Here is a 23423-nt window from a genome sequence, read left to right on the forward strand (position 1 = left end):
CGCTGCGCAAGACGCTACGCGTTTTCGCCCGATATGGAGAGTGGTAAGCGCTGTAGTATGGATCTCAGGAGCGCATGGCTGGCGACGCGCCAGTGGGTTCCTTTCACCCTCAGGACCATGGCGTACGGCACCGTGTCTCTGACGCTGGGCCCCCTCACGCCGCAGCGCTCGGCGAGCCTGTGGGCGATGCGACGATGGTGTCAGGCCAGCGCGCGAGGGCTCGATATCGAGATCCAGGCGAGCGGGCTCGAGAACGTCCCTCCCGGGGTGTTCGTCTACTGCTCCAACCACCAGAGCTTGCTTGATATCCTCGCCCTCGGCGCCGTGCTGCCGGGCGATTTCAAGTGGGCTGCCAAGCGCTCCCTCATGAAGATCCCATTCCTCGGCTGGCACCTCCGGCTCGCGGGCCACGTGCCGGTCGATCGCACGGTCGGCTCCCGCGCTGCGGTCGAGGCGATCTCGCGGTTCGAGGAGGTGCTCAAGAGCGGCAAGCCGCTGCTCGTCTTCCCCGAGGGGACGCGGAGCGAGGACGGCATCCTCCGGCAGTTCAAGAACGGCGGCTTCTATGCGGCCGTCCGCGCCGGCGTCCCCGTGGTGCCGGTCGCCATCGACGGCACGCACCTCCTCATGAAGAAGGGCGCCCTCGACACCGGCGACGGCACCCTGCGGATCATCCGCGTCCGGGTCGGCGCGCCGATCGCCGTGCGCCCGGACGGCCGCGAGGGCGCGCGGGTCAACGAGCTGCGCGAGCGCGCCCACGCCGCGGTGAGCGAGCTCCTCCGCTCGATCGGCGGTCGCGTCGAAGCGCCGGCCGGCGCCCCGGACGCATCGGAGGCGCCGGCGAGCGACGCCCGGACCGAGCAGGCGTCCGGCTGACGGGGCGGCGCGCCGGCGGGGCGGATCAATCGCAGAGGCTGGGGAGCGCGTCGAGCTCGGCGAACAGCTCGTCGTAGCCGTCGATGCGACGGCCGCCGTGCGGCTCATCGTCGAACCGGTAGAACACGCGCCGCGCGAGCGGCATCACGCCGCCGTTGTCGTAGGCCTCGGCGTCCGTCGCCGTGTTGCCGAAGGCCCACGCGGGCAGCATCTCCCTTCCGTCGAACAGCCGCTCCAGCTCCGCCGTCTTGTACTCCACGGCGCCGTCGCCCGTCGCGCCGGCCAGGCTCAGCGTGGTGTGCACGATGCCAGGCGGGAAGCCGTACGCCTCGAGGAAATCGCGTGTGCGCTGGACGAGCCACTCCGGCCGCGCGGTCAGGTACATCGGGCGGTAGCCCTTCGACGTGAGCCGGTGGAACGCCGCCGCCGCGTGCGCATGCACGTCGGGCAGCTCGCCGAGGAGGAGCGAGGTGAACTCCTCGGTCTCCGTGCCCGTGAGCGTCCCATCGACGTCGCTGACGAACATCGGCGCGCCCCGCGGGACGACCTCGATGAAGAGGTCGGTGCTCGAGAGGTCGCCGCGGACGACCAGGTGGACCCGGTGCCGGCCCGGACCGAGCCGCTGCGCCGCGGGGATCTCGAAGTAGACGCGGCCGCCGTCATCGCTGACACCCTCGACCGCGCGGTGCGCCGAGTCCGCTTCCGTCGTGGTCGCCGAGCCGAGGCGCTCCCACGCGCCGCCGCAGCCGCGGAGCAGATAGATGTCGACCCGCTCGTCCTTCAGGTCCTTGTCCGTGATCCCGTAGGCGAACTTTCCGATGATCCACTGCGGGTCGTCCGGCGTCAGGTAGAGGTCGCGTCCGCGGTGGTTGGGGCTCCCAGCGCCGGTGATGACGTACGAAGATGGGTGATTCCACGCGAGCTCCTCGCCCGGATCGGGCGGCGCCGCGTCGCACATCGGAGGTGGGTCGCAGAAGGCTCCCGGCGCCCCGCTGCCGCCCGAACCGCCGTCCTCGCCGCTCGGCGCGCCGCCGACGCCGCCATTGCCCTTACCCCCGCCGGCATCATCCTGGCCCCCGCCGCTGTTCTGGCCGCCGCCCTCGCTGCCCCGGCCATCCTCACCGCCTCCCTGGCCACCGCCCCCGCCTCCGTTCGGCGTCCACTCGAGCGTCGCGTCGGCCGATCCGCAGCCGATCGCGAGCGCTGTTGTCGCCATGACAAGTAGGATCCTGGTCTGCATCGGGACCGAGTGTGACCGAGTCGCCCCCGTTCGAACAGCGACCTCCGGTCGTCGAGGGCCTCCCGGCGGACCGCTCGCCCCTTGCGCGCTGGCCCGACTCCGGGCAATCGTAGCCGCCCCAACGATGCCCACGCCCGATCCGAAGGTCTTGCTTCGCCACGCAGGTGACTATCTCAAGGCGCACCCCGAGGAGATCGCGAGGGCGCTCCGCGGCGCGCTCCGCCTGCGGTTCGGCGTCCCGATCGATGCGCTGCGCTATCTGGCGCGAGAGCTCAGCGGCGGCAAGCGCGCGCCGAAGGACATCGTGATCGAGGCCGCGCCCCCGGGCCTGCGCCTCGCCCTGACGGTGAAGATCATGGGCGCCCCGATCCGGGCCTCGTTCACGGCCTTCGCCGAGGAGCTCGACGTGCGCGCGGACGCGATCCAGGTCGGCCTGCGGATCGCCGACCTCAAGCTGCAGGTCATGGGTGACGAGGCCTCGCCGATCGCCGGGCTGATCGGCTCGGGGGCGATCGACCTGAACAAGCCGGGCGATCTCGTCTCCTTCATGCCCAAGCGGCCCGCCGCGCTGATCGACGCCAAGGGGGACAGGATTACCCTGGATCTCCTCAAAATCCCGGCCCTCGGCGGGAATCCGACGGCCGTACGGGCGCTGCGCATCTGCGCGCCGGTGCTCGGTGTCCGTGCGCTCAAGACCAAGGATGACCACCTGGACATGCACCTCAAGGCCACCCCCTCCGGGGTCGCCGCCGCGATCGCCGCGGTGCGCGCGGGCGTCTGAGGCTCTTTCCGGTGGGGGCCGTCGCCCGCTAGACTTCCCCGTGCATGTCTCGGCTCCCCGAGCCCGCGCCGGTTGCGCTCTCGTTCCAGTTCCTTGCCGAGATCGCGTCCGGGGCCACCACCCGCGTTGATCTCTGCAGGTCGGCAGGTCCGCACCGGCCTGGGGAGTTGCTCGCCGTCAAGCGGCTGCACCCGCACTTCGCCGAGGATCAGAACGTCTCCACCCGGTTCCTCGACGAGGTGCGCACGACCGCGGCGCTCAAGCACCCGAACGTGGTCGAGGTCGCCGGCTGGGGGACGGACGAGCAGGGGTGGTACTTCGCCGTCGAGCTCGTGCAGGGCGTGAGCCTCGCGCGGCTCATGAAGACCGTCTTCGACACCGGCGAGATGTTCTCCGAGCGGCTCGTCGTCCACGTCGGCGCGACGCTCTGCCGCGGGCTCAGCGCGGCGCACGAGCTCCGCTCGCCTGCCGGCGCGCTGCTCAACCTCGTGCACCGCGATCTGACGCCGGGCAACGTGCTCGTCGGGTTCCAGGGCGAGGTGAAGATCGCCGATTTCGGGCTCGCCAAATCGTCGCTCCGCGTGATGACGACGGCCGTCGGGGCGCGCCGGCGCGTGACGACGTACATGGCGCCGGAGCAGGCCCGCGGGGGCGCCGCCGACAGGCGCTCCGACCTGTTCTCGCTCGGCGTCGTGCTGTTCGAGCTCTTCACCGGCAAGCACCCGTGGCCGTCGACGAGCGACTACGAGCTCTTGCAGAGCATGTCGACGCAGCCCGCGGCCGACCTGCGGGAGCTCCGGCCGAAGATCGACAAGGAGCTCGTGTCGATCGTGATGCGCTGCCTCGAGAGGGACCCGCCGTCGCGCTTCCAGAGCGCGGACGAGATCCTCGCTCGGCTGGAGGGCTGGCTGCACAGCCACGGGTACCACGAGGGGAACGAGGAGGCGCTCGGGCGCTTCGTGCGGCGCAACGCGATGAGACAGATGCGCTGGTTCGAGCGCGCCGTCACCGGCGGCTTCGCCGGGGGCGCCAAGGCGCCGCGCCCCTCGCTCTCGACAGCCGAGGCGATCCCGCGCCGGCCCTCGGCCGATCCGCGGGGCAGGGGGGCGAACGCCCCCGGTCGGCTCCGCGGCAGCGGGGGCGCGCGCGCTCAGAACGACGACGCGACCGACGTCGAGTCGCGCCGCGCGACGCTGTCCCCGTCGCCGACCGGCCTCACGCCGCGCGAGGCGGGCGCCGCGGACGGCGACTCCGGCCGGCGCGGACCGATGGCCTCCGAGACGGCCGACGAGGCGACGGTCGTCGTCGGCAGCAACGGCAGGGGGCGCGCGGACCCCGGGTCTTCCAGCTCGGGCGGAGGACGGCGCCGCAGCAGCCTGCCCTCGTACGGATCCCTCACCGATCAGGACAGCGAGCCGCTGCCGGTGTCGGGGAACGCGCTGCGCGCGACGTCCGAGAACGAGGCGACGCCCTCGATCTCTCCCGTGGCCACGTTCTCCGTGGATCACGACGCCGACACACCGCTCACGGCGCAGGGCGTGCCGGGAGGGGCGAGGCCGCTGCACGCGGAGGTCGACCGCCTCACGACCGAGGCGCTCCGGCTCCGCGAGGAGGCGCGCTTCGCGGTCGCCCACGCCGAGCGCAAGCTGGCGCTGGCCAAGGTGGCTGCTCACCTCTCCGAGATGGCCACCGAGGCGCTGCGCCTCTCCGCGAGCGCCGCCCCGGAGCGCGCGTCGCACCGCCTCGACGAGGCGCTCGCGCTCGAGCGGGCGATGCACAAGGTGATGTCCGCGCCGCTCACGCTCGCGTCCGAGACGACGGTGCTGCCTTCCGTGTGGGGCAACGAGCAGCGGGCCATCCTCGCCCAGCTCGGCCTCGAGCACCTGGCGTCACCGGCCGCGTCGCGGCCCTCGGATTTCGGCGCGCCCCCGCATCGGCTCACGCCGGCGCCCGGCGACGCGAGCGCGGCCCAGCATCGTCTCACGCCGACGCCCGGGGACGCGGGCGCGGCCCAGCCGTTCATGGGCGCCGCCCCCGCGAGGAGCGACGCGCCAGGCGCGCCATCCGCCGCGCTCGCCGTCCGGCGTGACGCTGCGGGCGACGCGATCGGTCCGTCCACCGCCGCGGACGCTGTCGCGTTTCAGGCCAGCCTCCGGCCGATGCTCCTCGGCGTGCCGCGCGCGCTCGCGCTCGCCGTCGCGGCGGCGGCCTTCATGGCGTTCGTCTTGCTGGCCTGGTTCTATTCCTGAAGCGCCGCTGCGCGCGCGCGAGCGCGCCCGACGCGCCGAGACGTCGCTTGATCCCGGCGGGGCACGGCGGCTACCGTCCTTGGATCATGAGCGAGCAAAGCGACTGGGTGCTGATCGGCCTGGATGAGACCACGGCGCGCCGGCAGGGGATCCCCGCGCGCATGCCGGTGCCTCGGGGGGAGTTCGAAGGGCTGGCGGACAAGGGGCTCAGCATCGACGCCGCCCGCAAGTGGATCAAAGACTTCCTCACGAACTCCGAGCCCGGCAAGAGCGGCGTCTGGCGCAAGCAGAACAGCACGCTCGTCTCGCAGTTCGAGGCGTTCCTCGACAAGGCTCCGGTCTGGGAGCGCGCGCAGAAGGCGTTCGGCGAGCGCGATTACGAGAAGGCGATCTCGGCGCTCAAGCGCATCATCACGATGGATCCCGACGATCACGCCGCGCGGCTGAACCTCGCCTCGGCGCAGGCGAACATGGGCGATCACCCCGCGGCGCTGAAGAGCTTCCAGGCGATCCGAAAGACGTTCCAGGGGGACGCCGACTACCACGTGGCGGTCGGGCAAGTGCACCTGGCGATGCAGAAGAAGGACGCTGCCCTCGACGAGATGGTGCTCGCGCTCGAGGCGAAGCCGGACTGCCAGCCGGCGCTGGACGCGATGGTCCAGCTCGGGGTCCTCCTGCCCATCTACGAGAACCCGCGCGACGCTGCCTCGCTCGTCTACGTGCGCTCCGACGCGGTGCTCGAGTACCTCGCGGGCCAGTGGGACGCGGCGCCCCGCGACGGCGCCTTCTATCTCGAGCAGCTCGCCTACCACGAGCGCGAGCTCCGCCACGACGTCGCGCTGGCCGCAGCGGAGCGCGCCGTCGCCGCCTCGGGCGAAGGGGCGAGCGGCGAGCGCGCGCACCTCGCGCGGATCGCCGCGCTCCGATCGCTCGGGCGCACCGACGAGGCGCTCGCCGCGGCCGAGGCCTTCGTCGCGACGGTGCCGTCCTCGTCGGGCGCCTGGGTCGAGCTCGCCAAGTGCCTGTCCCAGGCGGGCCGCGGCGCGGAGGTGCCCGCCGCGGTCGAGCGCGCGCTGGAGAGCGACCCGGGCGACCTCGCGGCGCTCTCGCTCCGGTTCTGGCCGAGCGATCCCGCGGACATCCAGAAGGTCAACGAGGCGATCCCCGCGCTCGCCGCCTTCGTCGCGGCTCACCCCGAGAGCGCGGGCGCGCGCCGCTCGCTCGCCCGCGCCGAGCTGGTCGCAGGTCGGATCGACGACGCGCTCGCGGGCTTCGCGGCGGCCGTCGCGCTCGCGCCCGGCGACGACGACCTCCGGGCCGAGTACTGGACCGAGCTCGGGAAGCAGCAGCGGTACCCGGACATCATCGCCGATGCCGCGAAGCTCTCGGACCTCGCGAAGCGCGACTGGAAGCTGCGGTGGAACGAGGCCGAGGCGTACGCCGCGCTCGGCAAGAACATCGAGGCGCGGGCGGCGTTCTCGGCCATCAACTTCGACGAGTCGCTGCACGTCGACGTGCGCCGCAGGGCCAAGCGCGCCGTCAAGACGATGGATGAGACGCCGCCCGTCGTGCCGTGACGCCGGGCCGCGGGCGGCCCGCGCTCAGAGCGAGCCGGAGACGCCGAGCCCGACGGTGTCGCCCGTGACGATCGGCTTCACCGACAGGGAGACGTCGTTGCGGACGAGCTTCTTCTCCGGCGCGGCGAGGCCGCCGATGAACATCGCGGCCCCGGCGACCTGGGCCAGCCCGTCGACCATGAGGACGAAGACGCCGCCGCCCTTCGCGTCGGCGGTGCCGACGGTGATGAAGGGGCCGGCGAGCGGGATGTAGAGCGGGAGGTAGCTCTCGCCGCTTCCGCCGCTCGCCCTGTCAGCGCTCTCCGCCACGAGCCCGACCATCGCCGAGAGGATGTAGGTGACGCCGAACGTCACGGCGCCGCCGATGACCAGGCCGCGGCGCGCCCTCTCCTCGACGCGGTAACCCTCCGGGACGGCCTGCCCTTCCTCGTAGTTCATGATCCTCGGGCCGACCGGATACGAGCCGGAAGGCGAGGCGTATCCCGGCGGCGGGGCGTACCCCGGAGGCGGCGCGTATCCCGGCGGCGGCGCGTATCCCGGCGGCGGCGCGTATCCCGGCGGCGGCGCGTATCCCGGAGGCGGGTAGTAGCCGGGCTGCTGCCCATACTGGGCAGGCGCGCCGTACGGCGCAGGGGCCCCGTAGGGCGCGGGCTGCGGCTCGGCGCCGGCTGGGCGCGGCGAGGACGCAGCAGGAGGCGCCTGCGCGAAGGCGGAGGGGGCGCTGAGCAGGAGTGCGGCGAGAGGTGCTGCGCTGGCGAGGAGCGCTCGCCACGGGTGCGTCGGGGCGCCCTGTCCGGGATGGGTCGTCATGGTTCAATGACGCTAACGCAGCTCCGTCGCCGAGGTCCAGACGAGCGCAGTACGCCGGCGGGCGGCGTGTGTGTGTGTTCTCGGGCGGCGGCTATGCGCGCGTGCGCGCGGGCTCCATCGGCTGGTGCCTCCTCACGGCGCCACCGTCCATGCGCGCCTCGAGCTCCGGCGCGCGGTGGTCCTCCAGGAGCGGCGGGACCGCGCCCGTGATCAACCGCGAGGCGCGCTCGTAGGTCACGTAGGACAGGGCCCACGAGAACAGCACCAGGAAGCGGTTACGGAAGCCGATCAGGAAGAGGATATGCACGAACAGCCACGCGAGCCACGCCAGGAACCCGGAGAGCTTCAGCCTGCCGAAGTCGGCGACCGCCGCGGCGCGTCCGATCGTCGACAGGGATCCCCGGTCGTTGTACCGGAACGGCAGCCGCGGCAGCCCTCGCAGGGTGCGCGCGATGCAGCGCGCGGCGTGGCGCCCTCCCTGGATCGCCGCGGGCGCCACGCCGGGCACGGGCGTCCCGTCCTCCTGCTTCAGCGACGCGAGGTCGCCGATGACGTAGATGTCCTCGTGACCCGGCACCGTCAGGTCCGGCGCCACCAGCACGCGCCCTGCCCGGTCGAGCGGCGCTCCGAGGGTGCGGGCGAGGGGGGACGCCGCCACGCCGGCCCCCCAGAGCACGGTCCTGGCTTCGATCCGCTTGTCGCCGATCGAGACCCCCTCCTCGTCGATGTCGGTGACGCGGCAGTTCGTCCGCACCTCCACGTTGAGCGCGGCCAGCTGCTGTCGCGCCTTCTCGCCGAGCTCCGGCACGTACGACGGCAGCACCTGCCCGGCCCCTTCCAGCAGGAGGATGCGGGCCTTGCTCGGATCGATGTGCCGGAACTCGCGTACGAGCGTGTGCCTCGCGAGCTCCGAGAGGGCGCCGGCGAGCTCGACGCCCGTCGGGCCCGCGCCCACCACCACGAACGTCATCCAGGCGCTCCGCCGCGCCGGATCCTGCTCGCGCTCGGCCGCCTCGAAGGCGAGGAGGACGCGCCGGCGAATCTCGAGCGCGTCCTCGACGGTCTTGAGCCCGGGCGCGACGGCCTCCCACGCGTCGTTCCCGAAGTACGAGTGCGACGCCCCGGCCGCGACGATCACCTTGTCGTAGCCGAGCTCGCCGTCCTCGAAGATCACCCGCTTGTGGACGGGATCGATCGCCTTCACCTCGGCGAGGATCACCCTCGTGTTCTTCTGCTTGCGCAGCACGTGGCGGATGGGCGTGGCGATGTCGCTCGCGCTCAGGCCCGCCGTCGCGACCTGATACAGGAGGGGCTGGAACGTGTGATGGTTGTGCCGGTCGATCACGGTCACCCGTACCGGCTCGCGCCGGAGCGCCCGCGCCGCGTAGAGGCCGCCGAAGCCGGCACCGATGATGACGACGTGCTCCATGCCGTGGCCCTGGTTCCCGTACGCCATCGCAGCAAGAGCCGGAGCCGCAGATCTCCCGCTTTGACCCTGGACGTGCAGGGGCGCGCCCTCGCTCGTTCGCGGGATGGAGGCCGCGAGGCGGCCGCTCGCGATCCCCTCTCGTCCCCCTGTCGTCCCGCTCTCGTCGGCGTCGCCGTCCGTTCGTCGGGCAGCGCCGGCGTCAGGCGCCCCGGGGGGTGAGCGGCAGGGAACGGCCGATCGCCGCCCGCCCGGCTAGGCCGTTTTGCCCTGGGCGATCCACTTGTTCATGAAGACCGCGCTGACCTCCCACCCTTGCCGCAGCTCCTTCTCGGCGCTGTTCTCGAGCATGCCGCCGACGCCGAACACCTTCGCTTCGATCGTGATCTCGGCGATCCGACGCACCTTGTTGTCGCCGATGGCCTCGGCGCGCACCACGCCCTCGTTGCGCATCTTGTCGGCCAGGGTGCTTGGCGTCAGCTTGAAGGTCCACACGTTCGTCGCCTTGTTCAGCCTGCCCTCTTCGGTGTAGCGGAACCCGGAGCCGAGCAGCTTCTCGACGGGGCCGGGCAAATTCATCTTCGGCTTCCCGGCCGACCTCCGGATGATCTCCGTCGCCGTCTCGACCTGCTCCGTGATCGTGAACTCGGGGAAACCGAGCTCCTTCCTGTAGAGCTCCTCGTTGAATGTCTTGTCCAGGAACAGCTTCCAGAACGTCTCGAGGTTGCAGTTGATCTCGTGTGTGAGGGTGAACTTGCCCATGGGATCGTTCCTTTGCGGTGCGCGGGGTCGATGACGTCCAGCTCCGCGTGTACCGCAGCCCGTACGTGGCGTCCATGTCTCGGCCGGGACCGCTGAACACGGGATCTACGCTGCCGACGCGTCCGTCTGCGTTGCGCGCGCCGGGCGCTCGTCGCCCCGATCGCGTTGCGCGCGCGGTCACGCCGAGCGCAGGCGGACGCGGGGGCGCGGAGCAGCCGCCGGGTTGGAGGCGACGCCGCGAGTTGGAGACCGGCGCTGCGCACGGTTGCGTACGCGCGCTCCGGGCGATGCGGGGGCCGGCGGCGGGCTTCCAGCGCTTCTGCCTCCGTGCGATCATGACGCTGTGACGTGCATCCTCGTCATCGACGACGACGCCGCGATCCGAGCCATGTTTGCGCGTTCGCTCCGCACGCTGGGCGACGTCGAGGAGGCGAACGGCGGCGCGCCGGCGCTGCGCCGGCTCTCCGCGCGCAAGTTCGATCTCGTGGTGCTCGACCTGCACATGCCGCTGATCGACGGCTTCAGCGTGCTCGAGTCGCTCTCGGCCAAGGGAGCGCTGAACCGGGACACGCCCGTCTTCGTCGTGACGGCCGATGAGTCGCAGCAGGCTCGCATCCGCGCGCTGCGACGGCACGCGATCTTCCTGCTCTCGAAGCCGGTGAACCTCGCCATGCTGGTGTCGCTCGCGGAGTCGTCGCTGAAGAAAGCTGCGGCCCGCGCCACCCCGCCCCCGCCGCCCGACGAGGCGCAGCCCGAGGAGCCGAAGGACGACTGAGCGCGATGCGCCGGCCGCGCGGGCTGCGGGGGAGGCAGCCGCGCCCGGTCCGAAGGCGCTACCGCGGCGCCAGGTCGAGGGGGGGCGCAGCGGGCCGCGGCCGCGGCGGCGCCTGCCCGGGGACGGGCCCGCGCGGCAGCGTGGAGGCGGGCGGAGTCGCCGGCAGCCCGGGCTGGCTCGCGGGCCGTGGCGGAGGCCACCCGGTGACGGACGGCGTGGGCAGGGGCCCTGGGACGCGCGGCGCAGGGGTGACCGAGGAGCCCGGGTACGGCGCCCCCGGCGCGGGTGCGGCGGGCGCCCCCGGCGCGGGTGCGGCGCCGGGGACGTACGCCGGCTGCCCGCTCGGGAGAGCGGTGGCTGCATCGGCGGGCACCGCGGCATCCGCGGCCGCGTCGGCCGGGGCGGCCGCGTCGACGGGGGCGGCCGCGTCGGCGATCAGCTCGGCCGCGGCTGCGTCGGTCGGGGCCGCGGCGTCCGCGACGGCGTCGCCCGCGACCGTCGACGCCGTCGCTGCCGCGTCCGGCTTTGCCGCGACATCGGCGCCGGCATCGGGCGCTTGCACCGTCGGCGCGGACGCGCTGGGGCTGGCGGAGGGCACCGCCGCACCGCCGAGCCGCATGCGGCCGGAACGCGCGAGCAGCACGAACGCAACGGCCGCGACCACGCCCAGGACGATCAGCGCGAGCAACGCCACGCGGACGAAGGACCCCTTCGCGGGAGGGGACGCGCGGCGCTCGGGCGCGGACGCGACAGCGCCCGTGGGGCCGCTCGCGTGCGCCGCCGGACCGGCGTAAGCCGCCGGCCCCGGGGGCACCGGCGGCCCCACGTGCAGCGGCGGCGGGAGCAGCGGCAGCGGCGAAAGCCCCGCCGGGAAATCGAGCGGCGAGCCTGCGCCGTCGGGGTTCGACTTGCGGGTCGCATCCGGGGTCGATTTGCGCGTCGCGTCCGGATTCGACTTGCGCATCGGGTCGGCGTTCGCGCGGCGCGGGCTCGTCGGCGCCGGCATGCGCGAGCTTGCCGGCCCCGACATGCGCGAGCTTGCCGGCCCCGACATGCGCGAGCTTGCCGGCCCCGACATGCGCGAGCTTGCCGGCCCCGACATGCGCGAGCTCGCGGGGCCTGCCGGGGACGAGGGCGGCGCCGCGTCGGCCGCGCCCCCGCCCTCCGTCGCCTCCGGGCCGTCCTGCAGGATCGGCAGCATGGAGATGCGCCGCAGCATCACCTCGGTCGCGTCCTCGGGGCGCGAGGCCTGCGGCTTCTGAGGGTGGGCGCGCTCGGCGAGGATCCGGTCGAGCTCGTCGAGCGCCTGATCGATCCGCTCCTTGCGCGCCTCGGCGACCCCGGGGAGCAGATCGCGGACGAGCTGGCCCACCTGTTTGTCGGTGTAGCTCTCGCGGACCGCGGCGCTCACCTGCTCGAGATCGCGGCGCAGCTCGGCGGCCGTCTGGTACCGCTCGTTCGGGTTCTTGGCGAGCGCCCGCATGATGATGCGGTCGAGCTCCGGGTGGACCTCGGGCATGATCTCGCGCGGCGGCTGCGGGTTGCGGTTGGCGATCTGCTGCATCGCCTCCAGCGGGCCCTTGCCGCGGAACGGCGTGTGGCCCGTCACCAGCAGGTAGAGCAGCACGCCCATCGAGAAGAGATCGCTGCGGCGGTCGAGCGCCCCGCCCATGACCTGCTCGGGCGAGAAATACCCGGTCTTGCCCTTGATCGCGCCGACGCGGCTGGTCTGCGCGCGCGCCCGCGTCTTCGCGACGCCGAAGTCGACGACCTTGACCATGCCGTCGAACGTCACCATCACGTTCTCGGGCGTGACGTCGCGGTGGATCAGGTTGAGGAGCTCGCCCGTGTCGTCGCGGACCTCGTGCGCCGCGTGCAGCCCGGCGCACGCGTCGATCATCACGTGGAGCACCCAGCCGAGCGGCAGGAGCGCGCGCTTCGCCTTCTGGTTCGAGAAGATCTTCGCGATCGGGGCGCCGTCGATCCACTCCATCGCGAGGTACGGCCGGTCGCGGACCTCGCCGTACGCGAGGATGTGCACGACGTTCGGGTGGAGGATCCGCGACGCGGTGCACGCCTCGTCGAGGAACATCGCCCGCGCGTCGTCATCCCCGCGCATCGCGTCCGACAGCAGCTTGACGGCGACGATCTGGACGGAGCCGTTGGGCCGCCTGAGCCGCGCAGCCCACACGGCGGCCATGCCGCCCACGGCTGCCGGGAACAGCAGCTCGTAGGGGCCGATCGTATCGCCCGGCTGGAAGTTACCGGGGTCGTCGTCGTTCCAATCACTCCACGGATCTTTGGCCACGCGCTCCCCCACCATGTCGGAAGACGTGCAGCGCGACAAGACCTGGCGCTCGGCCCCGTCTTCCCGCTCCCCTGCGCGGCGCCGCCGGTGTCAGGCCCGGCGACGCTCGCCTACCATGCGTTCGAGCCGCCCGAGCGCCCGGACGAGGACGTCCTCGCTCGGGCCGAAAGAAAAGCGGACGTGGTGGCGGAACCGCGACGGCCGCCCCGCCCGGCGCTTGCCGGGGTTGACGTCGAAGAACTCGCCCGGCACGACGATGATCCGCTCCCCGAGGGCCGCCCGGAAGAAGCCGTAGCCGTCGGAGAGCCCCGGGGGCAGATCCGCGACCGAGCCCCACACGTAGAACGTGCCCTCGGGCTCCGCGTCGACCGTGACGCCGATCCTGCGCAGCCCCTCGAGCATGATCCCACGCTTGTGCGAGAACGTCCGGTGGATGGCCGTCGTCTCGGCGCGGGTGTGCTCGATGGTGAGCAGCTCTGCCGCGGCGCGCTGCATCGGCTTGGAGCCGCCGCCGTCGAGGAAGCTGCCGGCGCTCGCCACCGCCTCGATGACCTCGCGCGGCCCCAGCGTCCACGTGACGCGCCAGCCGGGGTAGCGCCAGTTCTTGGTCAGGCCGTCGAAGATCACGACCGGATCGCGGTCGACCTCCTCGACGTAGCGTGCGGCGCTCTCCATCGGGGCCACGTCGCCCATCCCGTAGATGTAGTGGGAGTAGAACTCGTCGAGCAGGAGCGCGCAATCGAGCTCCTTCGCGGTGCGGACCCAGGCGGCGAGCTCCTCGCCGCGCACGTGCTTCCCGGTCGGGTTGCAGGGGTTCGAGGCGAGGATCGCGCTCAGGCCGCGGCCCAGGATCTCGCGGCGCAGGTCGCCGACGGAGAACGAGTAGCCGCGCTCTCCCTCGAGCAGGATCGGGATCGGCGAGAACAGCCGGAAGACGTCGAGCAGCTCCTCGTACGCGGTGTAATCGGGGAGGAAGTGGCCGAGGTTGATCTGCCCGAGCGCCGCCGCGGCGCGGGTGAGGGCGATGCGACCCCCGCCCGACACCGCCACGTTCTCGGCCGTGTAGCGCGACGGCATGCCCCGCCGGTACGCGCGGTTGTAGAGCGACGCGATCGCCTCGCGCAGCTCCCAGAGGCCGGCCACGGGCGCGTATTCCTGGTCGTCTCCGGAGATCGGCACCGCCGCGCAGCGCGCGGGCGCGCCCGGGAGCGGGCCCGTCTCCGGCTGGCCCTGCCCGAGGTTGCACCAGCCGTCCGTCCCCTCGTCGGCGCCCGCGGACGCGGCGTCCCGACCCGGGTTGAAGCCGAGGCGCGCGGCCTCGGTCGTCACATAGATGACGCCCGTCCGCGGGACCTTCCGGAAAGCGTGGACCGCCCGGTCGTCGCCGCGCGGCGGGGCCGGCGTGTTCCCCCGGTCGGCCGCCGCCCCAAGATCGCTCGGCCGGGCCTCGCTTTCCTGGAGGTCGCTTCGCTCGTCGGGATGCTCTCGCTCTGCTTCTATCATCATCTATTTCCAGGCATGAAGGCACTGCCGTGGCGCCCCGCAGGAGGCGAGCGCCTCAGGCCTGCTGGGCCGTCGGCTTTCCGCTGTCCTCGCTCGCCGGTTCGGGCTGCCGCGCCCACGGCATCGTCTTACCCGAGAAGATCCAGAGCAGGTAATAGCAGAAGGCGAGTGAGACAGCGGTGAGCACCGTGTACTTGTCGTCGTTGTAGTTGAACGTGATCCAGATGAACTGGCTGAGCGCCGCCAGGCCGAACAGGGGCACCTCGATCTGGCGCTTCACCCGGGTGAGCGGCGCGCTCAAGATCATGAATGAATAGTAATAACAGGTGAGCTGCGAGAGCAGGATGACGAAGATCTGGGCGAGGCACTGGGCCACCCACAGCGAGCGGACCCGCCGGCACACGTAGACGAAGCCCGCCAGGCTCGCGGCGATGATCCCGTAGGCGATCCAGCGGTATTTCGCGTAGCGCTCGTTGCGCATCCGCTTCCAGACCTCGAACGGATCGACGAGCTTCGTGTCCTTCGTGTACTTCATGCGGCCGGACTCGACGCCCGTACCGGGCTCGTGGCCGACGAGCACGCGGAGGCCCATGTGGTTCGTCAGCGGCGTCTGGTCGTGCACCTTGAGCGTGTGCTCGTAGAACTGCCGGTACGAGTCCGTGCCCGAGACCTTCATGCTCACCGGAATGAGCACGGCGGCCGCGAGCACGCCGCCGATCAGCACCTGCACGTGCGACCTCGCCATGCGCTTGTGGCGGACGAGGTGAATCCCGGCGACGGTGAGCCAGCCGATCACGGGCAGGCCCGGGAAGATGCGCAGGAGGCCCGCGTAGACCATGCTCGCGCCCGCGAGCTTGAAGTAGCGCTTCCGGATGAGGCAGGCCGAGAGGACCAGGTAGAAGAGCCAGTCCTGCCGGAGGAACGCGCCGCCTGTCCAGTAGAAAGGCGCCGACGACTGGCAGCCCCAGAAGATCGCCGCGACGGCGAAGACCCGCCATCCGAAGGCCCAGTAGAGGGCGGCGAACATCCCGAGCAGATAGAAAATATCGAAGCTGGCGAGGAACTGGAGGTAGCGGGTGCTGGCCGGCTGGAGGTCCGCCCAGAACTTACCCATGATCGTCCAGACCGGCGGCGGGTTGTAGCCGTGGTCCTTCTGCATGTCCTCCCAGTAGCCCTTGTCCGAGGCTGTCCGGAAGAACTGCACGTCGGCCTTGAACGCGTCCCAGCGCTCCGGTGCGAAGTGCGCCTTGCACATCTCGGGCGTGCTGAGCACCTCGCTCGCCGGCATGAGGAGGTTGTCGCCACCGAGGTTCCGGATCTTCTTGTCCGGGTGGCGCACCTCCTTCGCCATGTCCAGCTTGACCTGCCGCCCGGTGTCCTCGTTCGTGTACGTGACGAGCCCCAGCTCGTCCTGCGCGATCAGCGCGCATTTGTAGAGGCCGTCGTACCCCATCTCCGGGAAGTACTTGGCCCCCATGTAATAATGGAACTGATCCCAGCGGTGGTAATACTTGGCATAGCCGAAGCGGAAGCCGTTGAAGTACGCGATGATGGCGGCGATACCGAGCGCCACGCCGGCGAACCGCTTCCAGCGCTCCGCGATCGGCCGGCGCATCCCCTCGCGGTGCGTCTCGTAGAAGACGCAGAGCGCGGCGCCCATCGCGATCGCCACCTTCGCCATGTCCACGGCGCGGGCGTGCTCGTCGATGTACCGGTCCAGACCATAGAAGAAGAGCGCGACGCCCGCGGCGACCGTGCTGTACCGCGCGAGCACGCGGAGCCGCGACGGGGCGAACCAGTTGAGCGCGAACGCGACGCCGAAGTAGGCGCAGAGCGCGATGACGATCTCGATGACTTGTTGTGACGTGAGCTTCATTGCCTGCGGTTCGGATCGGGATCGAGGTGACGCGGGACGCGCCGGCGGGCCTCTTCGCCGGCCTTCCGCGGCAGCGCGCCCGGCGTCGGGCGCTGCTGCCGCCCCGACCCGTCGCTGCGGGCTGGAGCCCGTCGGTCGGGGCGACGCCGTAGGTGCAGGACGCACCCCGTCCCGGACGGGCTCCACGGGGGAGGCGGCGCCACCTTAGCCGAAATCCCGGGAGTGTGGCGTTCTCGTTGTTGCCGCCATGGGCATCGGCGAGCGTACCCAGGCGGCGTGCGTGTGACAGGTGTGACCGGGGCGGAGCCGTGTCGTCTCGACGTGCTGCGCAATTGAGCGGGCTTCCTCCGCCGAGCAGAGCTCGTGTATCGTCTCCCTTCGTGTCGAACGACAGTTTCTCTTCCGCTTCTTCGGGGGGCTCGGAGCGAGAGGGGGCCCGCGGTCCCTACGGTTTTCTCGTCCGGGTCGACGGCGCGCCGCCGTTCTGGTGCCGGGAGGTGCGGGGCTTCCACCGCGCCGCCGTCGCCGCGGCCGATCCTGACGCGCTGCCTCCCGCGCAGCTCGTGCTCGTCGGCCTCGACGAGGCGGCGCGCGCGTGGCTCGCGTCGTGGGCCGAGGACAGCGAGCGCGTGCGCCGCACGCTGACGATCCGCCGGCTGCTCGACGACCGCGAAGCCACCGCGGTCGTGACGCTGGCGTCCTACGGCTATGGAGTCGACACAGCGCTCGCGGTGGAGTCGGTCGTGGTGCCCGGGGTCGACGGCCCGGCGGCCATCCTGCGCAGCGGGGTCCACACGAAGGAAGAGATCGACGCGATGCTAGCGGTCCTCGCCACGGCGCTGCCGGAGGGCGAGGAGGCGAGCTGGTTCGCGCACGTCTGACGCGCGCGGGGCCCGGTCATGGCGCGCTGATCCGCCGCGCGACGTCCTCGACGTTGTTCCACCGGACCTGTTCCGGTAGCCACGCGCTTGCGTCCGGCACGTCGTCTCGCTGGAGCGCGCTGCGCCTCGTCCTGCCGAGACGCGCCTTGCACCTCGCCCTGCCTGGTTGATCGTCCGGTGACGCCTGCCTGGCCGCGTGCGGCGTGCGGCGTGCGACGTGCGACGTGCGTGCGATGATGTCGAACGACGAACGCCGCCTGCCCGGCTGTGCTGCGAGACGCGGTGGGAGCGGTGGGGCCCTGCGGACCGTGGGTGGACCCGTGGCCCGTGGGTGGACCCGTGGGTGGACATGGATGGAATGGAAGAGAGTCGCTTTCGATGTTTCGGTGCGTGAGCCCCTTGCTCGCCTGAACAGCGGTGATACGCTGGTCCTCGGCCTCGGACGGAGCATCAGCTCCAGGATGGTCCTGCCGTGGAGCACCACGGTGCCGGGGGCGACACCAGATCGGCGGGCTCTCCGCTGATCCGCAATCGAACACCCTTGCCATGCCGGACGATCTCTTTCGATCCGGCGCGGGGTGCCGGCAAGCCGGAGGAGGGATGGACACCATGCACAGTACCAGTGGCTCTTCTATACCGGAGGCTGGGAACGGCTGACCCTCGTGGAGCGTGGACGCAGGGTCATCGGGGCCTTGCAAAACGCTACCGCGCTCGGCCAGGTCCGGCGCTCGATAACCTGTTGACTGCCATCGCGACCTCCGCGAAGCCGGCAGAGAGGGAATCGAGGAAGACTCAGGTCTTCCGGCAACGATTCTCACCGGCGCTCCGGGGCTGAACGCTCGTCGCGATGGGACAGGGGTGGCGCCGCACAGGCGGGATCAAGCGGGGTCCAGAAGGCCTCCGGTAGAGGCCCACGGGACGGGTCGGGTGCGAGCGAAGCACCCGACCCGTTTTTATTTCCATTGCCCGCGAGCGCTTTTTTGTCCTGCGCCGTGCCCGTCTGGTACGCGGGCTCGATGCGGATGCTGCTGCTCGCGATGCTGCCGGCGTTGCCCCTGCTTCCAGCGTGCGCCGACGCCTTCGGAGATCGGGAGGCGCCGGAGCGGGGGACCGCGCTCGGCGCGTTCCACGTGGTGGGGACACAGACGGCGAACACGTGCGGGGAGGGGGCGCTCGGCGCGAAGCGCCTGTGGGAGTTCGACGTCGAGCTCGCGCGCGGCGACGGCGCCCTGTACTGGAACAACGGCGCCAGCGTGATCGCAGGCGTCATCGACGACGACGACGTGAGCTTCTCGATCGGCGGGCGCGTGGTGGTGGACATGCGCGCCGGCGACGCGCCGCCGGGGCCGCCGTGCTCCCTCGAGCGCCGCGACCGGGCGCTCGGGCAGCTCGGCGGCAGAGGGGATGACGTCGCGGGGTTCAAGGCGACGATGTCCTTCGAGTTCGTGCCCACGGCGGGGTCTCGGTGCGAGGACCTCGTCGCCGGCGAGCTCAGCGTCGCGCCGGTGCTCGCGGCGCTGCCGTGCGGCATGGCCTACGAGCTCAAGGCCAAGCGGAGCGCGCTCCCGCCCGAGTGAGCGTCGGGTGGGCGTGGACCTCCCGGCGCGCGCCGCGGTAGGGTGCCACGGTCGTGAAGCACGTCATCCATTCTCTGGGCGGGCGCGGCGGGCGGCGCACCGTCCTGGTCCACGGCGGCGCGGGCAACGTCGCTCCGGAGCGGCGGCCGCTGCATGCGGCGGGGTGCCTCCGCGCGGCGCGCGAGGGAGCGCGCGTGCTCTCCGAGGGAGGGAGCGCGCTCGACGCGGTCGAGCGCGCGGTGCGCGTCCTCGAGGACGATCCGCTCTTCAACGCGGGCACGGGCGCGTGCCTCAACGAGGAGGGCCACGTCGAGCTCGACGCGTCGATCATGGAGGGCCGCGGGCTCAGGGCCGGCGCGGTCTGCGCGCTCTCGGAGTTCGCCGAGCCGATCGCGATCGCGCGCGCGGCGCTGGAGGACGGCCGGCACGTGCTGTACGCCGCGCACGGCGCCGCGCGGTTCGCGCGGATGAAGGGGTTCACGCCCGTGGGCGAGGCGGCGCTCATCACGCAGGCGGCCCGGGAGGCGCTCGCGGCGGCCCAGCAAGGCATCCGCGCGACCTCCTGGGCGGGCAACACGGTCGGCGCGGTGGCGCTCGACGAGGGCGGGCTCACCGCCGCGGCGACGAGCACGGGCGGCACGGTCAACAAGCGGGTCGGGCGGGTGGGGGACTCGCCCCTCATCGGGGCAGGGACGTACGCTGACGACGAGGCCGGGGCCGTGTCGACGACCGGCCACGGCGAGGGGATGATCCGGCTCGCCGTGGCGCACTCGGCCGTGGAGCGGATGCGCGCCGGCGTCGGCGCGGTCGACGCGGCGAGCGGGATCATCGCGCACCTGGCGGAGCGCCTCGACACCACAGGGGGCGTCATCGCGCTCGATCGGACTGGGCGGTTCGGGCTGGCGCGCTCGACCGCGACCATGTCGTGGGCAGCGGTCGGCGATTGGGGCGAGGAGAGCGGTGTGTGAATTGTTTTTGACAGAGACCCCCCCAGGTATTCCATGGTCACTGTTCGTCACGTGACGCCCCGGGCGCTCTCGCGTGTGCGCTCGTGAGCCTCACTGTCAACCCGCGTTCGTCCTGAGCTGGGGTGTTCGCAACCGAGCCGCGGCGCTGTCGCGCGCGTCGGATCATGGGGCGTCATGCACGGCGAGGCGGCCTGATGATCGCCGTCCAGACAGACCATCAGGCGGAGTTCGACGCGGTGAGCCCGTGGCGCACGAAGAAGCGCCCCGCTATAGTCCGCCGCCCCCATGATCCCTGCCGGTCCTCTGCCCATCACCCCGCTGTCCTCGCCGCCGGATCTGATCTGGCGGGTCCCTGGCTCGAAGAGCATCACGAACCGCGCGCTCGTGCTGGCTGCGCTCGCCGACGGTGAGAGCACGCTGGAGGGGGTGCTCCACAGCGACGACACGCGGCACATGCGGTCCGCCCTGGAAGCGCTGGGGATCGGGATCGAGGACGCCGGGCCGCACACGCTGGTGGTGAAGGGAGGGCGGGGCCGGCTGCGCGCGCCGGGGCGCGAGCTGTTCGTCGGGAACAGCGGCACCACGGTGCGGTTCCTCGCGGCGCTCGCGTGCCTCGTGCCGGGGGAGGTGGTGCTGGTCGGCGACGAGCACATGGCCAAGCGGCCGATCGCCGATCTGGTCGACGGCCTGAGGCAGCTCGGGGCGGACGTGGCGTGCGCGACCGGGTGTCCGCCGCTCCGGATCCGGGGCGGCCGGCTGAAGGGCGGCACGCTGACGATGCGCGGCGATCGCTCCAGCCAGTACTTCTCTGCGGTGATGATGGCAGGCCCCTTCGCCGACGCCGCCATCGACCTGCGCGTGGCCGGCGAGCTGGTCAGTCGCCCCTACGTCGAGATCACGCGGCGCATGGTCGCGGATTTCGGCGGTCGCATCGACGAGGCCGCGGGCGGGTTCACGGTCCATCCCGCCGCGGGGTACCGCCCGCGGGCGTACCCGATCGAGCCCGACGCGTCGTCCGCGAGCTATCCGTTCGCGCTCGCCGCGGCCGCGGGCGGATCCATCACCGTGCCCGGCCTCGCCGAGGGGGCGTTGCAGGGAGACTACCGGTTCGTCGAGCTCCTGGAGCAGGCCGGCGCGCGCGTGAGCCGGCAGGCCGATGCCACCACCGTGCGCAGCGACGGGCGCCTGCGCGGCATCGACGTCGACATGCACCACATCTCGGACACCGTGATGACGCTGGCCGCGATCGCTCCGCTCCTCGAGGGACCGACGACGATCCGGAACGTGGCGAACATCCGGATCAAGGAGACGGACCGCCTCGCCGCCACGGTCGCGGAGCTCCGCCGCCTCGGCCAGGAGGTGACCCACGGCGACGACTGGCTCCGCATCGAGCCTCGGCCGCTGACGCCCGCGCTCGTGCGCAGCTACAGCGACCACCGCATGGCGATGAGCTTCGCGATCCTGGGGCTGTGCCGGCCGGGGATCACCATCGAGGATCCGGCCTGCGTGGCGAAGACGTATCCGACGTTCTGGGAAGACGTCGAGCGGTGCCGGAGCGCGGTCGGCGGCGGCGCGCGGCCGGGGTGACCGCGGTCGGCGGAGATCGGCATCCGGCGTGAGCCGCCGTCCCGGCGGACCGGCGCCGGCGCGCGCCACGCTCGAGTTTGTTTGACTTCAAAGCAATCTGCGCGAAGCATCCCGGCCGATTCGGCGCGGGACGAGCACGTGTCCCGCCGCCGTGCGCTCGGTACCAGTTCCCGGAGATTGACGAAGTGAAGCGAACCCGAACGGGGATCGCGACGGCGGCGCTGCTCGCGCTGCTGGTCGCCGTGCTCATGATCTCGACGCGCGCCGCCGCGGGGCCGCAGGACGGCCTGCCGCTGGCGCCTGCGGACGCGGACCGCTCGACGCCCCGGCGCGCCCTGCGGCTCCTCGTCGACGCCTCGCGCGAGGGGCGCCACGATGTCGCGGCGTACGCGCTCGACCTGTCCGCCATCCCGCGCGCCGCGCAGGCGGAGCGCGGGCCCGAGCTCGCCGCGCAGCTCACGTTCGTGCTCGATCAGCGGCTCTGGAACGTGTGGGAGGAGCTCTCGGACGAGCCCGAGGGCGATCCGGCCGACGGGCCCGGCCGCGACGAGATCGGGCGCATCCCGCTCGGGGATACCGCGATCCCGATCGTCCTGAGCCGCGCGGGCGGCCCGGGCGGCGCGCGGATCTGGCTCGTCTCGCGAGCGACGGTCGCGGCCGTGCCCGAGCTCCACGAGGCGTTCGGTCCGGGGCCGATCGCCGAGCGGCTGCCGGCGGTGCTCTCCCGGGTGCGCTTCCTGGGGCTCGCCGCCTGGCAGTGGCTCGGCCTCGCGACGGCGATCGCCGCGTCGTCGCTCGGCGGCCTGCTGCTCGGCCGCCTCGTCTCCGTCGCCGTCAGCAGGTTCGTGCGGCGGACGGAGGTGCAGTGGGACGACCGGCTCCTCGACGGGATCCAGACGCCGCTGCGCGCGCTCTTGATGCTGGCGCTCGCGAGCGGCCTCGTCAGGCCGCTGCGCCTGGCCGCCCCCGCGCAGGAGGTCGTCGACACGCTCCTCCAGACCCTCCTCATCGCCGCCACGGCGTGGCTCGCGACGCGCTTCGTGCGCTTCGCCGGCGACACGGTGACCGAGCGCGTGACCGCGAGCACCGCGGACGCGGCGCTCGTCCGGGGCAGCAAGACCCGCGTCGCCATGCTGCGGCGCATCGCCAGCGTGCTCGTGGGCGTGGTGGCTGTCGCGCTGGTGCTCCTCCAGTTCGACGTGGTCCGGAAGGTCGGGGTCTCGCTGCTCGCCTCCGCCGGCATCGCCGGCGTGGTCGTCGGCTTCGCGGCGCAGAAGTCGATCTCCACGCTGCTCGCCGGCCTGCAGCTCTCCTTTTCGCAGCCGATCCGCATCGGCGACACCGTGATCGTCGAGGGGGAGTGGGGCTGGATCGAGGAGATCACGCTGACGTTCGTGGTCGTGAAGGTCTGGGATCTGCGCCGGCTCGTGTTGCCGATCACCTACTTCCTCGAGAAGCCGTTCCAGAACTGGACGAAGGTGTCGCCGGATCTGCTCGGCACGGTCTTTATCCACGCGGACTACACGGTCCCGATCGACGAGATGCGCGCGGAGGTCGCGCGGCTGTGCGCCGCCGACGCGAACTGGGACGGGAAGGTCGCGGGCCTCGTCGTGGTCGACGCGACGGCGCAGACGATCGCGCTCCGCGCGCTGGTCTCGTCCTCCGAGGCGGGCAAGCTCTGGGACCTGCGCTGCGCGGTGCGCGAGGGGCTCATCAAGCGGCTGACGTCGCTGGAGGGCGGGCGGTACCTCCCGCGGGCGCGCGTGGCGCTCGGGGGAGAGGGCGAGCCGCGGGGCGCCACGGGCCCGACGGGGGGGATCGCGTCGGCGTGAGCCGGCGGCGCGCCGCCCGGGCCTCGCGCGACCGCCCTCTCCATACGTCGATCCCGGGGACTGGATCGTCGGTGGCCGCTCGCTCGCCGAACAGGGCAAGAGCAGCCTCTACCTCGATATCAAGATCACCGACGAGACCGCTGTAGAAGCGCCGCGAGCGCCATCCCCATCCCCACCACAACCGTTCTCGCGGCGAGCCGTTCGAGCGCGAGCACCTGCTACCCGGAAGGGGCTCGGGCCAGTCGAGCCCGTTGTCCTCAGGCGCATGGCGGTAAATTTTCAATGCCCGAGAAATCGTGCGTCCCGTGCAATTCTCGTGACTGACTTCGTCCTGCTCTCACAACCTGGGTGAGAAACGAGGCCACCATTCCGCTCACGGCCGGGAGGCGAGGCGC

At 72.1% G+C, this 23423-nt stretch carries 17 protein-coding genes; 10 read left to right on the forward strand and 7 right to left on the reverse strand.

The window, feature by feature from the left end; genetic code table 11:
• The first annotated feature begins 57 nt into the window (after positions 1-57).
• Positions 58-876 (forward strand): lysophospholipid acyltransferase family protein, encoded by an 819-nt coding sequence (locus tag WMF27_RS15350; RefSeq protein ID WP_437768134.1) that lies wholly within the window; start codon positions 58-60, stop codon positions 874-876.
• 25 nt (positions 877-901) lie between these two features.
• Here the strand turns inward: WMF27_RS15350 and WMF27_RS15355 are convergent, their stop codons facing one another.
• Positions 902-2092, reverse strand: a complete 1191-nt coding sequence (locus tag WMF27_RS15355; protein WP_437768133.1) for a lipin/Ned1/Smp2 family protein — start codon at positions 2090-2092, stop codon at positions 902-904.
• A 148-nt stretch (positions 2093-2240) separates the two neighbouring features.
• Between WMF27_RS15355 and WMF27_RS15360 the strand changes: the two genes are divergently transcribed.
• The 3 genes from WMF27_RS15360 (at position 2241) to WMF27_RS15370 (ending at position 6723) form a co-directional block, all read left to right on the forward strand.
• A complete protein-coding gene (locus WMF27_RS15360) occupies positions 2241-2897 on the forward strand; it encodes a hypothetical protein (protein WP_437768132.1) in 657 nt (218 codons plus the stop codon).
• 44 nt (positions 2898-2941) lie between these two features.
• Positions 2942-5146 carry a protein kinase domain-containing protein gene (locus tag WMF27_RS15365; protein ID WP_437768131.1) on the forward strand — a complete coding sequence of 735 codons (2205 nt, stop codon included), beginning with the start codon at positions 2942-2944 and terminating at the stop codon, positions 5144-5146.
• Between the two features lie 86 nt (positions 5147-5232).
• Complete coding sequence (locus WMF27_RS15370; RefSeq protein ID WP_437768130.1) at positions 5233-6723, forward strand: tetratricopeptide repeat protein; 1491 nt, start codon at positions 5233-5235, stop codon at positions 6721-6723.
• 24 nt (positions 6724-6747) lie between these two features.
• Here the strand turns inward: WMF27_RS15370 and WMF27_RS15375 are convergent, their stop codons facing one another.
• From WMF27_RS15375 to WMF27_RS15385, 3 genes are all read right to left on the reverse strand, one after another.
• Positions 6748-7533 (reverse strand): hypothetical protein, encoded by a 786-nt coding sequence (locus WMF27_RS15375; RefSeq protein WP_437768129.1) that lies wholly within the window; start codon positions 7531-7533, stop codon positions 6748-6750.
• Positions 7534-7624: 91 nt separating this feature from the next.
• On the reverse strand, positions 7625-8989 hold the full coding sequence (locus WMF27_RS15380; protein ID WP_437768128.1) for an NAD(P)/FAD-dependent oxidoreductase: 1365 nt from the start codon (positions 8987-8989) through the stop codon (positions 7625-7627).
• Positions 8990-9214: 225 nt separating this feature from the next.
• On the reverse strand, positions 9215-9721 hold the full coding sequence (locus WMF27_RS15385) for a DUF2505 domain-containing protein (RefSeq protein WP_437768127.1): 507 nt from the start codon (positions 9719-9721) through the stop codon (positions 9215-9217).
• A 343-nt stretch (positions 9722-10064) separates the two neighbouring features.
• Between WMF27_RS15385 and WMF27_RS15390 the strand changes: the two genes are divergently transcribed.
• On the forward strand, positions 10065-10496 hold the full coding sequence (locus WMF27_RS15390; RefSeq protein WP_437768126.1) for a response regulator: 432 nt from the start codon (positions 10065-10067) through the stop codon (positions 10494-10496).
• 58 nt (positions 10497-10554) lie between these two features.
• Here the strand turns inward: WMF27_RS15390 and WMF27_RS15395 are convergent, their stop codons facing one another.
• From WMF27_RS15395 to WMF27_RS15405, 3 genes are all read right to left on the reverse strand, one after another.
• Positions 10555-12804: a protein kinase domain-containing protein gene (locus tag WMF27_RS15395; protein WP_437768125.1), complete on the reverse strand. Its 2250-nt coding sequence runs from the start codon at positions 12802-12804 to the stop codon at positions 10555-10557.
• Positions 12805-12894: 90 nt separating this feature from the next.
• Positions 12895-14307, reverse strand: coding sequence for a pyridoxal phosphate-dependent aminotransferase (locus WMF27_RS15400; protein ID WP_437769847.1), 1413 nt, complete (start codon positions 14305-14307; stop codon positions 12895-12897).
• A gap of 55 nt (positions 14308-14362) precedes the next feature.
• Positions 14363-16183, reverse strand: a complete 1821-nt coding sequence (locus WMF27_RS15405) for a hypothetical protein (RefSeq protein WP_437768124.1) — start codon at positions 16181-16183, stop codon at positions 14363-14365.
• Positions 16184-16563: 380 nt separating this feature from the next.
• Between WMF27_RS15405 and WMF27_RS15410 the strand changes: the two genes are divergently transcribed.
• The 5 genes from WMF27_RS15410 (at position 16564) to WMF27_RS15430 (ending at position 23028) form a co-directional block, all read left to right on the forward strand.
• Complete coding sequence (locus WMF27_RS15410) at positions 16564-17064, forward strand: hypothetical protein (RefSeq protein ID WP_437768123.1); 501 nt, start codon at positions 16564-16566, stop codon at positions 17062-17064.
• Between the two features lie 1016 nt (positions 17065-18080).
• Positions 18081-18641: a hypothetical protein gene (locus tag WMF27_RS15415; RefSeq protein WP_437768122.1), complete on the forward strand. Its 561-nt coding sequence runs from the start codon at positions 18081-18083 to the stop codon at positions 18639-18641.
• Positions 18642-18694: 53 nt separating this feature from the next.
• Positions 18695-19609 carry an isoaspartyl peptidase/L-asparaginase gene (locus tag WMF27_RS15420; RefSeq protein ID WP_437944213.1) on the forward strand — a complete coding sequence of 305 codons (915 nt, stop codon included), beginning with the start codon at positions 18695-18697 and terminating at the stop codon, positions 19607-19609.
• A 285-nt stretch (positions 19610-19894) separates the two neighbouring features.
• Positions 19895-21196, forward strand: a complete 1302-nt coding sequence (gene aroA / locus WMF27_RS15425; protein WP_437768120.1) for a 3-phosphoshikimate 1-carboxyvinyltransferase — start codon at positions 19895-19897, stop codon at positions 21194-21196.
• A 185-nt stretch (positions 21197-21381) separates the two neighbouring features.
• On the forward strand, positions 21382-23028 hold the full coding sequence (locus WMF27_RS15430; protein ID WP_437768119.1) for a mechanosensitive ion channel family protein: 1647 nt from the start codon (positions 21382-21384) through the stop codon (positions 23026-23028).
• The last annotated feature ends 395 nt before the right edge of the window (positions 23029-23423 follow it).

The organism is Sorangium sp. So ce281 (genome assembly GCF_051527395.1).
GTDB lineage: Bacteria > Myxococcota_A > Polyangia > Polyangiales > Polyangiaceae > Sorangium > Sorangium cellulosum_B.

Bases quoted from the DNA above. Each gene is read 5' to 3' on its own strand.
- WMF27_RS15350 (WP_437768134.1), top strand. From the start codon at position 58: ATGGATCTCAGGAGCGCATGGCTGGCGACGCGCCAGTGGGTTCCTTTC.
- WMF27_RS15355 (WP_437768133.1), bottom strand. From the start codon at position 2,092: ATGGCGACAACAGCGCTCGCGATCGGCTGCGGATCGGCCGACGCGACG.
- WMF27_RS15360 (WP_437768132.1), top strand. From the start codon at position 2,241: ATGCCCACGCCCGATCCGAAGGTCTTGCTTCGCCACGCAGGTGACTAT.
- WMF27_RS15365 (WP_437768131.1), top strand. From the start codon at position 2,942: ATGTCTCGGCTCCCCGAGCCCGCGCCGGTTGCGCTCTCGTTCCAGTTC.
- WMF27_RS15370 (WP_437768130.1), top strand. From the start codon at position 5,233: ATGAGCGAGCAAAGCGACTGGGTGCTGATCGGCCTGGATGAGACCACG.
- WMF27_RS15375 (WP_437768129.1), bottom strand. From the start codon at position 7,533: ATGACGACCCATCCCGGACAGGGCGCCCCGACGCACCCGTGGCGAGCG.
- WMF27_RS15380 (WP_437768128.1), bottom strand. From the start codon at position 8,989: ATGGCGTACGGGAACCAGGGCCACGGCATGGAGCACGTCGTCATCATC.
- WMF27_RS15385 (WP_437768127.1), bottom strand. From the start codon at position 9,721: ATGGGCAAGTTCACCCTCACACACGAGATCAACTGCAACCTCGAGACG.
- WMF27_RS15400 (WP_437769847.1), bottom strand. From the start codon at position 14,307: ATGATAGAAGCAGAGCGAGAGCATCCCGACGAGCGAAGCGACCTCCAG.
- WMF27_RS15405 (WP_437768124.1), bottom strand. From the start codon at position 16,183: ATGAAGCTCACGTCACAACAAGTCATCGAGATCGTCATCGCGCTCTGC.
- WMF27_RS15415 (WP_437768122.1), top strand. From the start codon at position 18,081: ATGCGGATGCTGCTGCTCGCGATGCTGCCGGCGTTGCCCCTGCTTCCA.
- aroA (WP_437768120.1), top strand. From the start codon at position 19,895: ATGATCCCTGCCGGTCCTCTGCCCATCACCCCGCTGTCCTCGCCGCCG.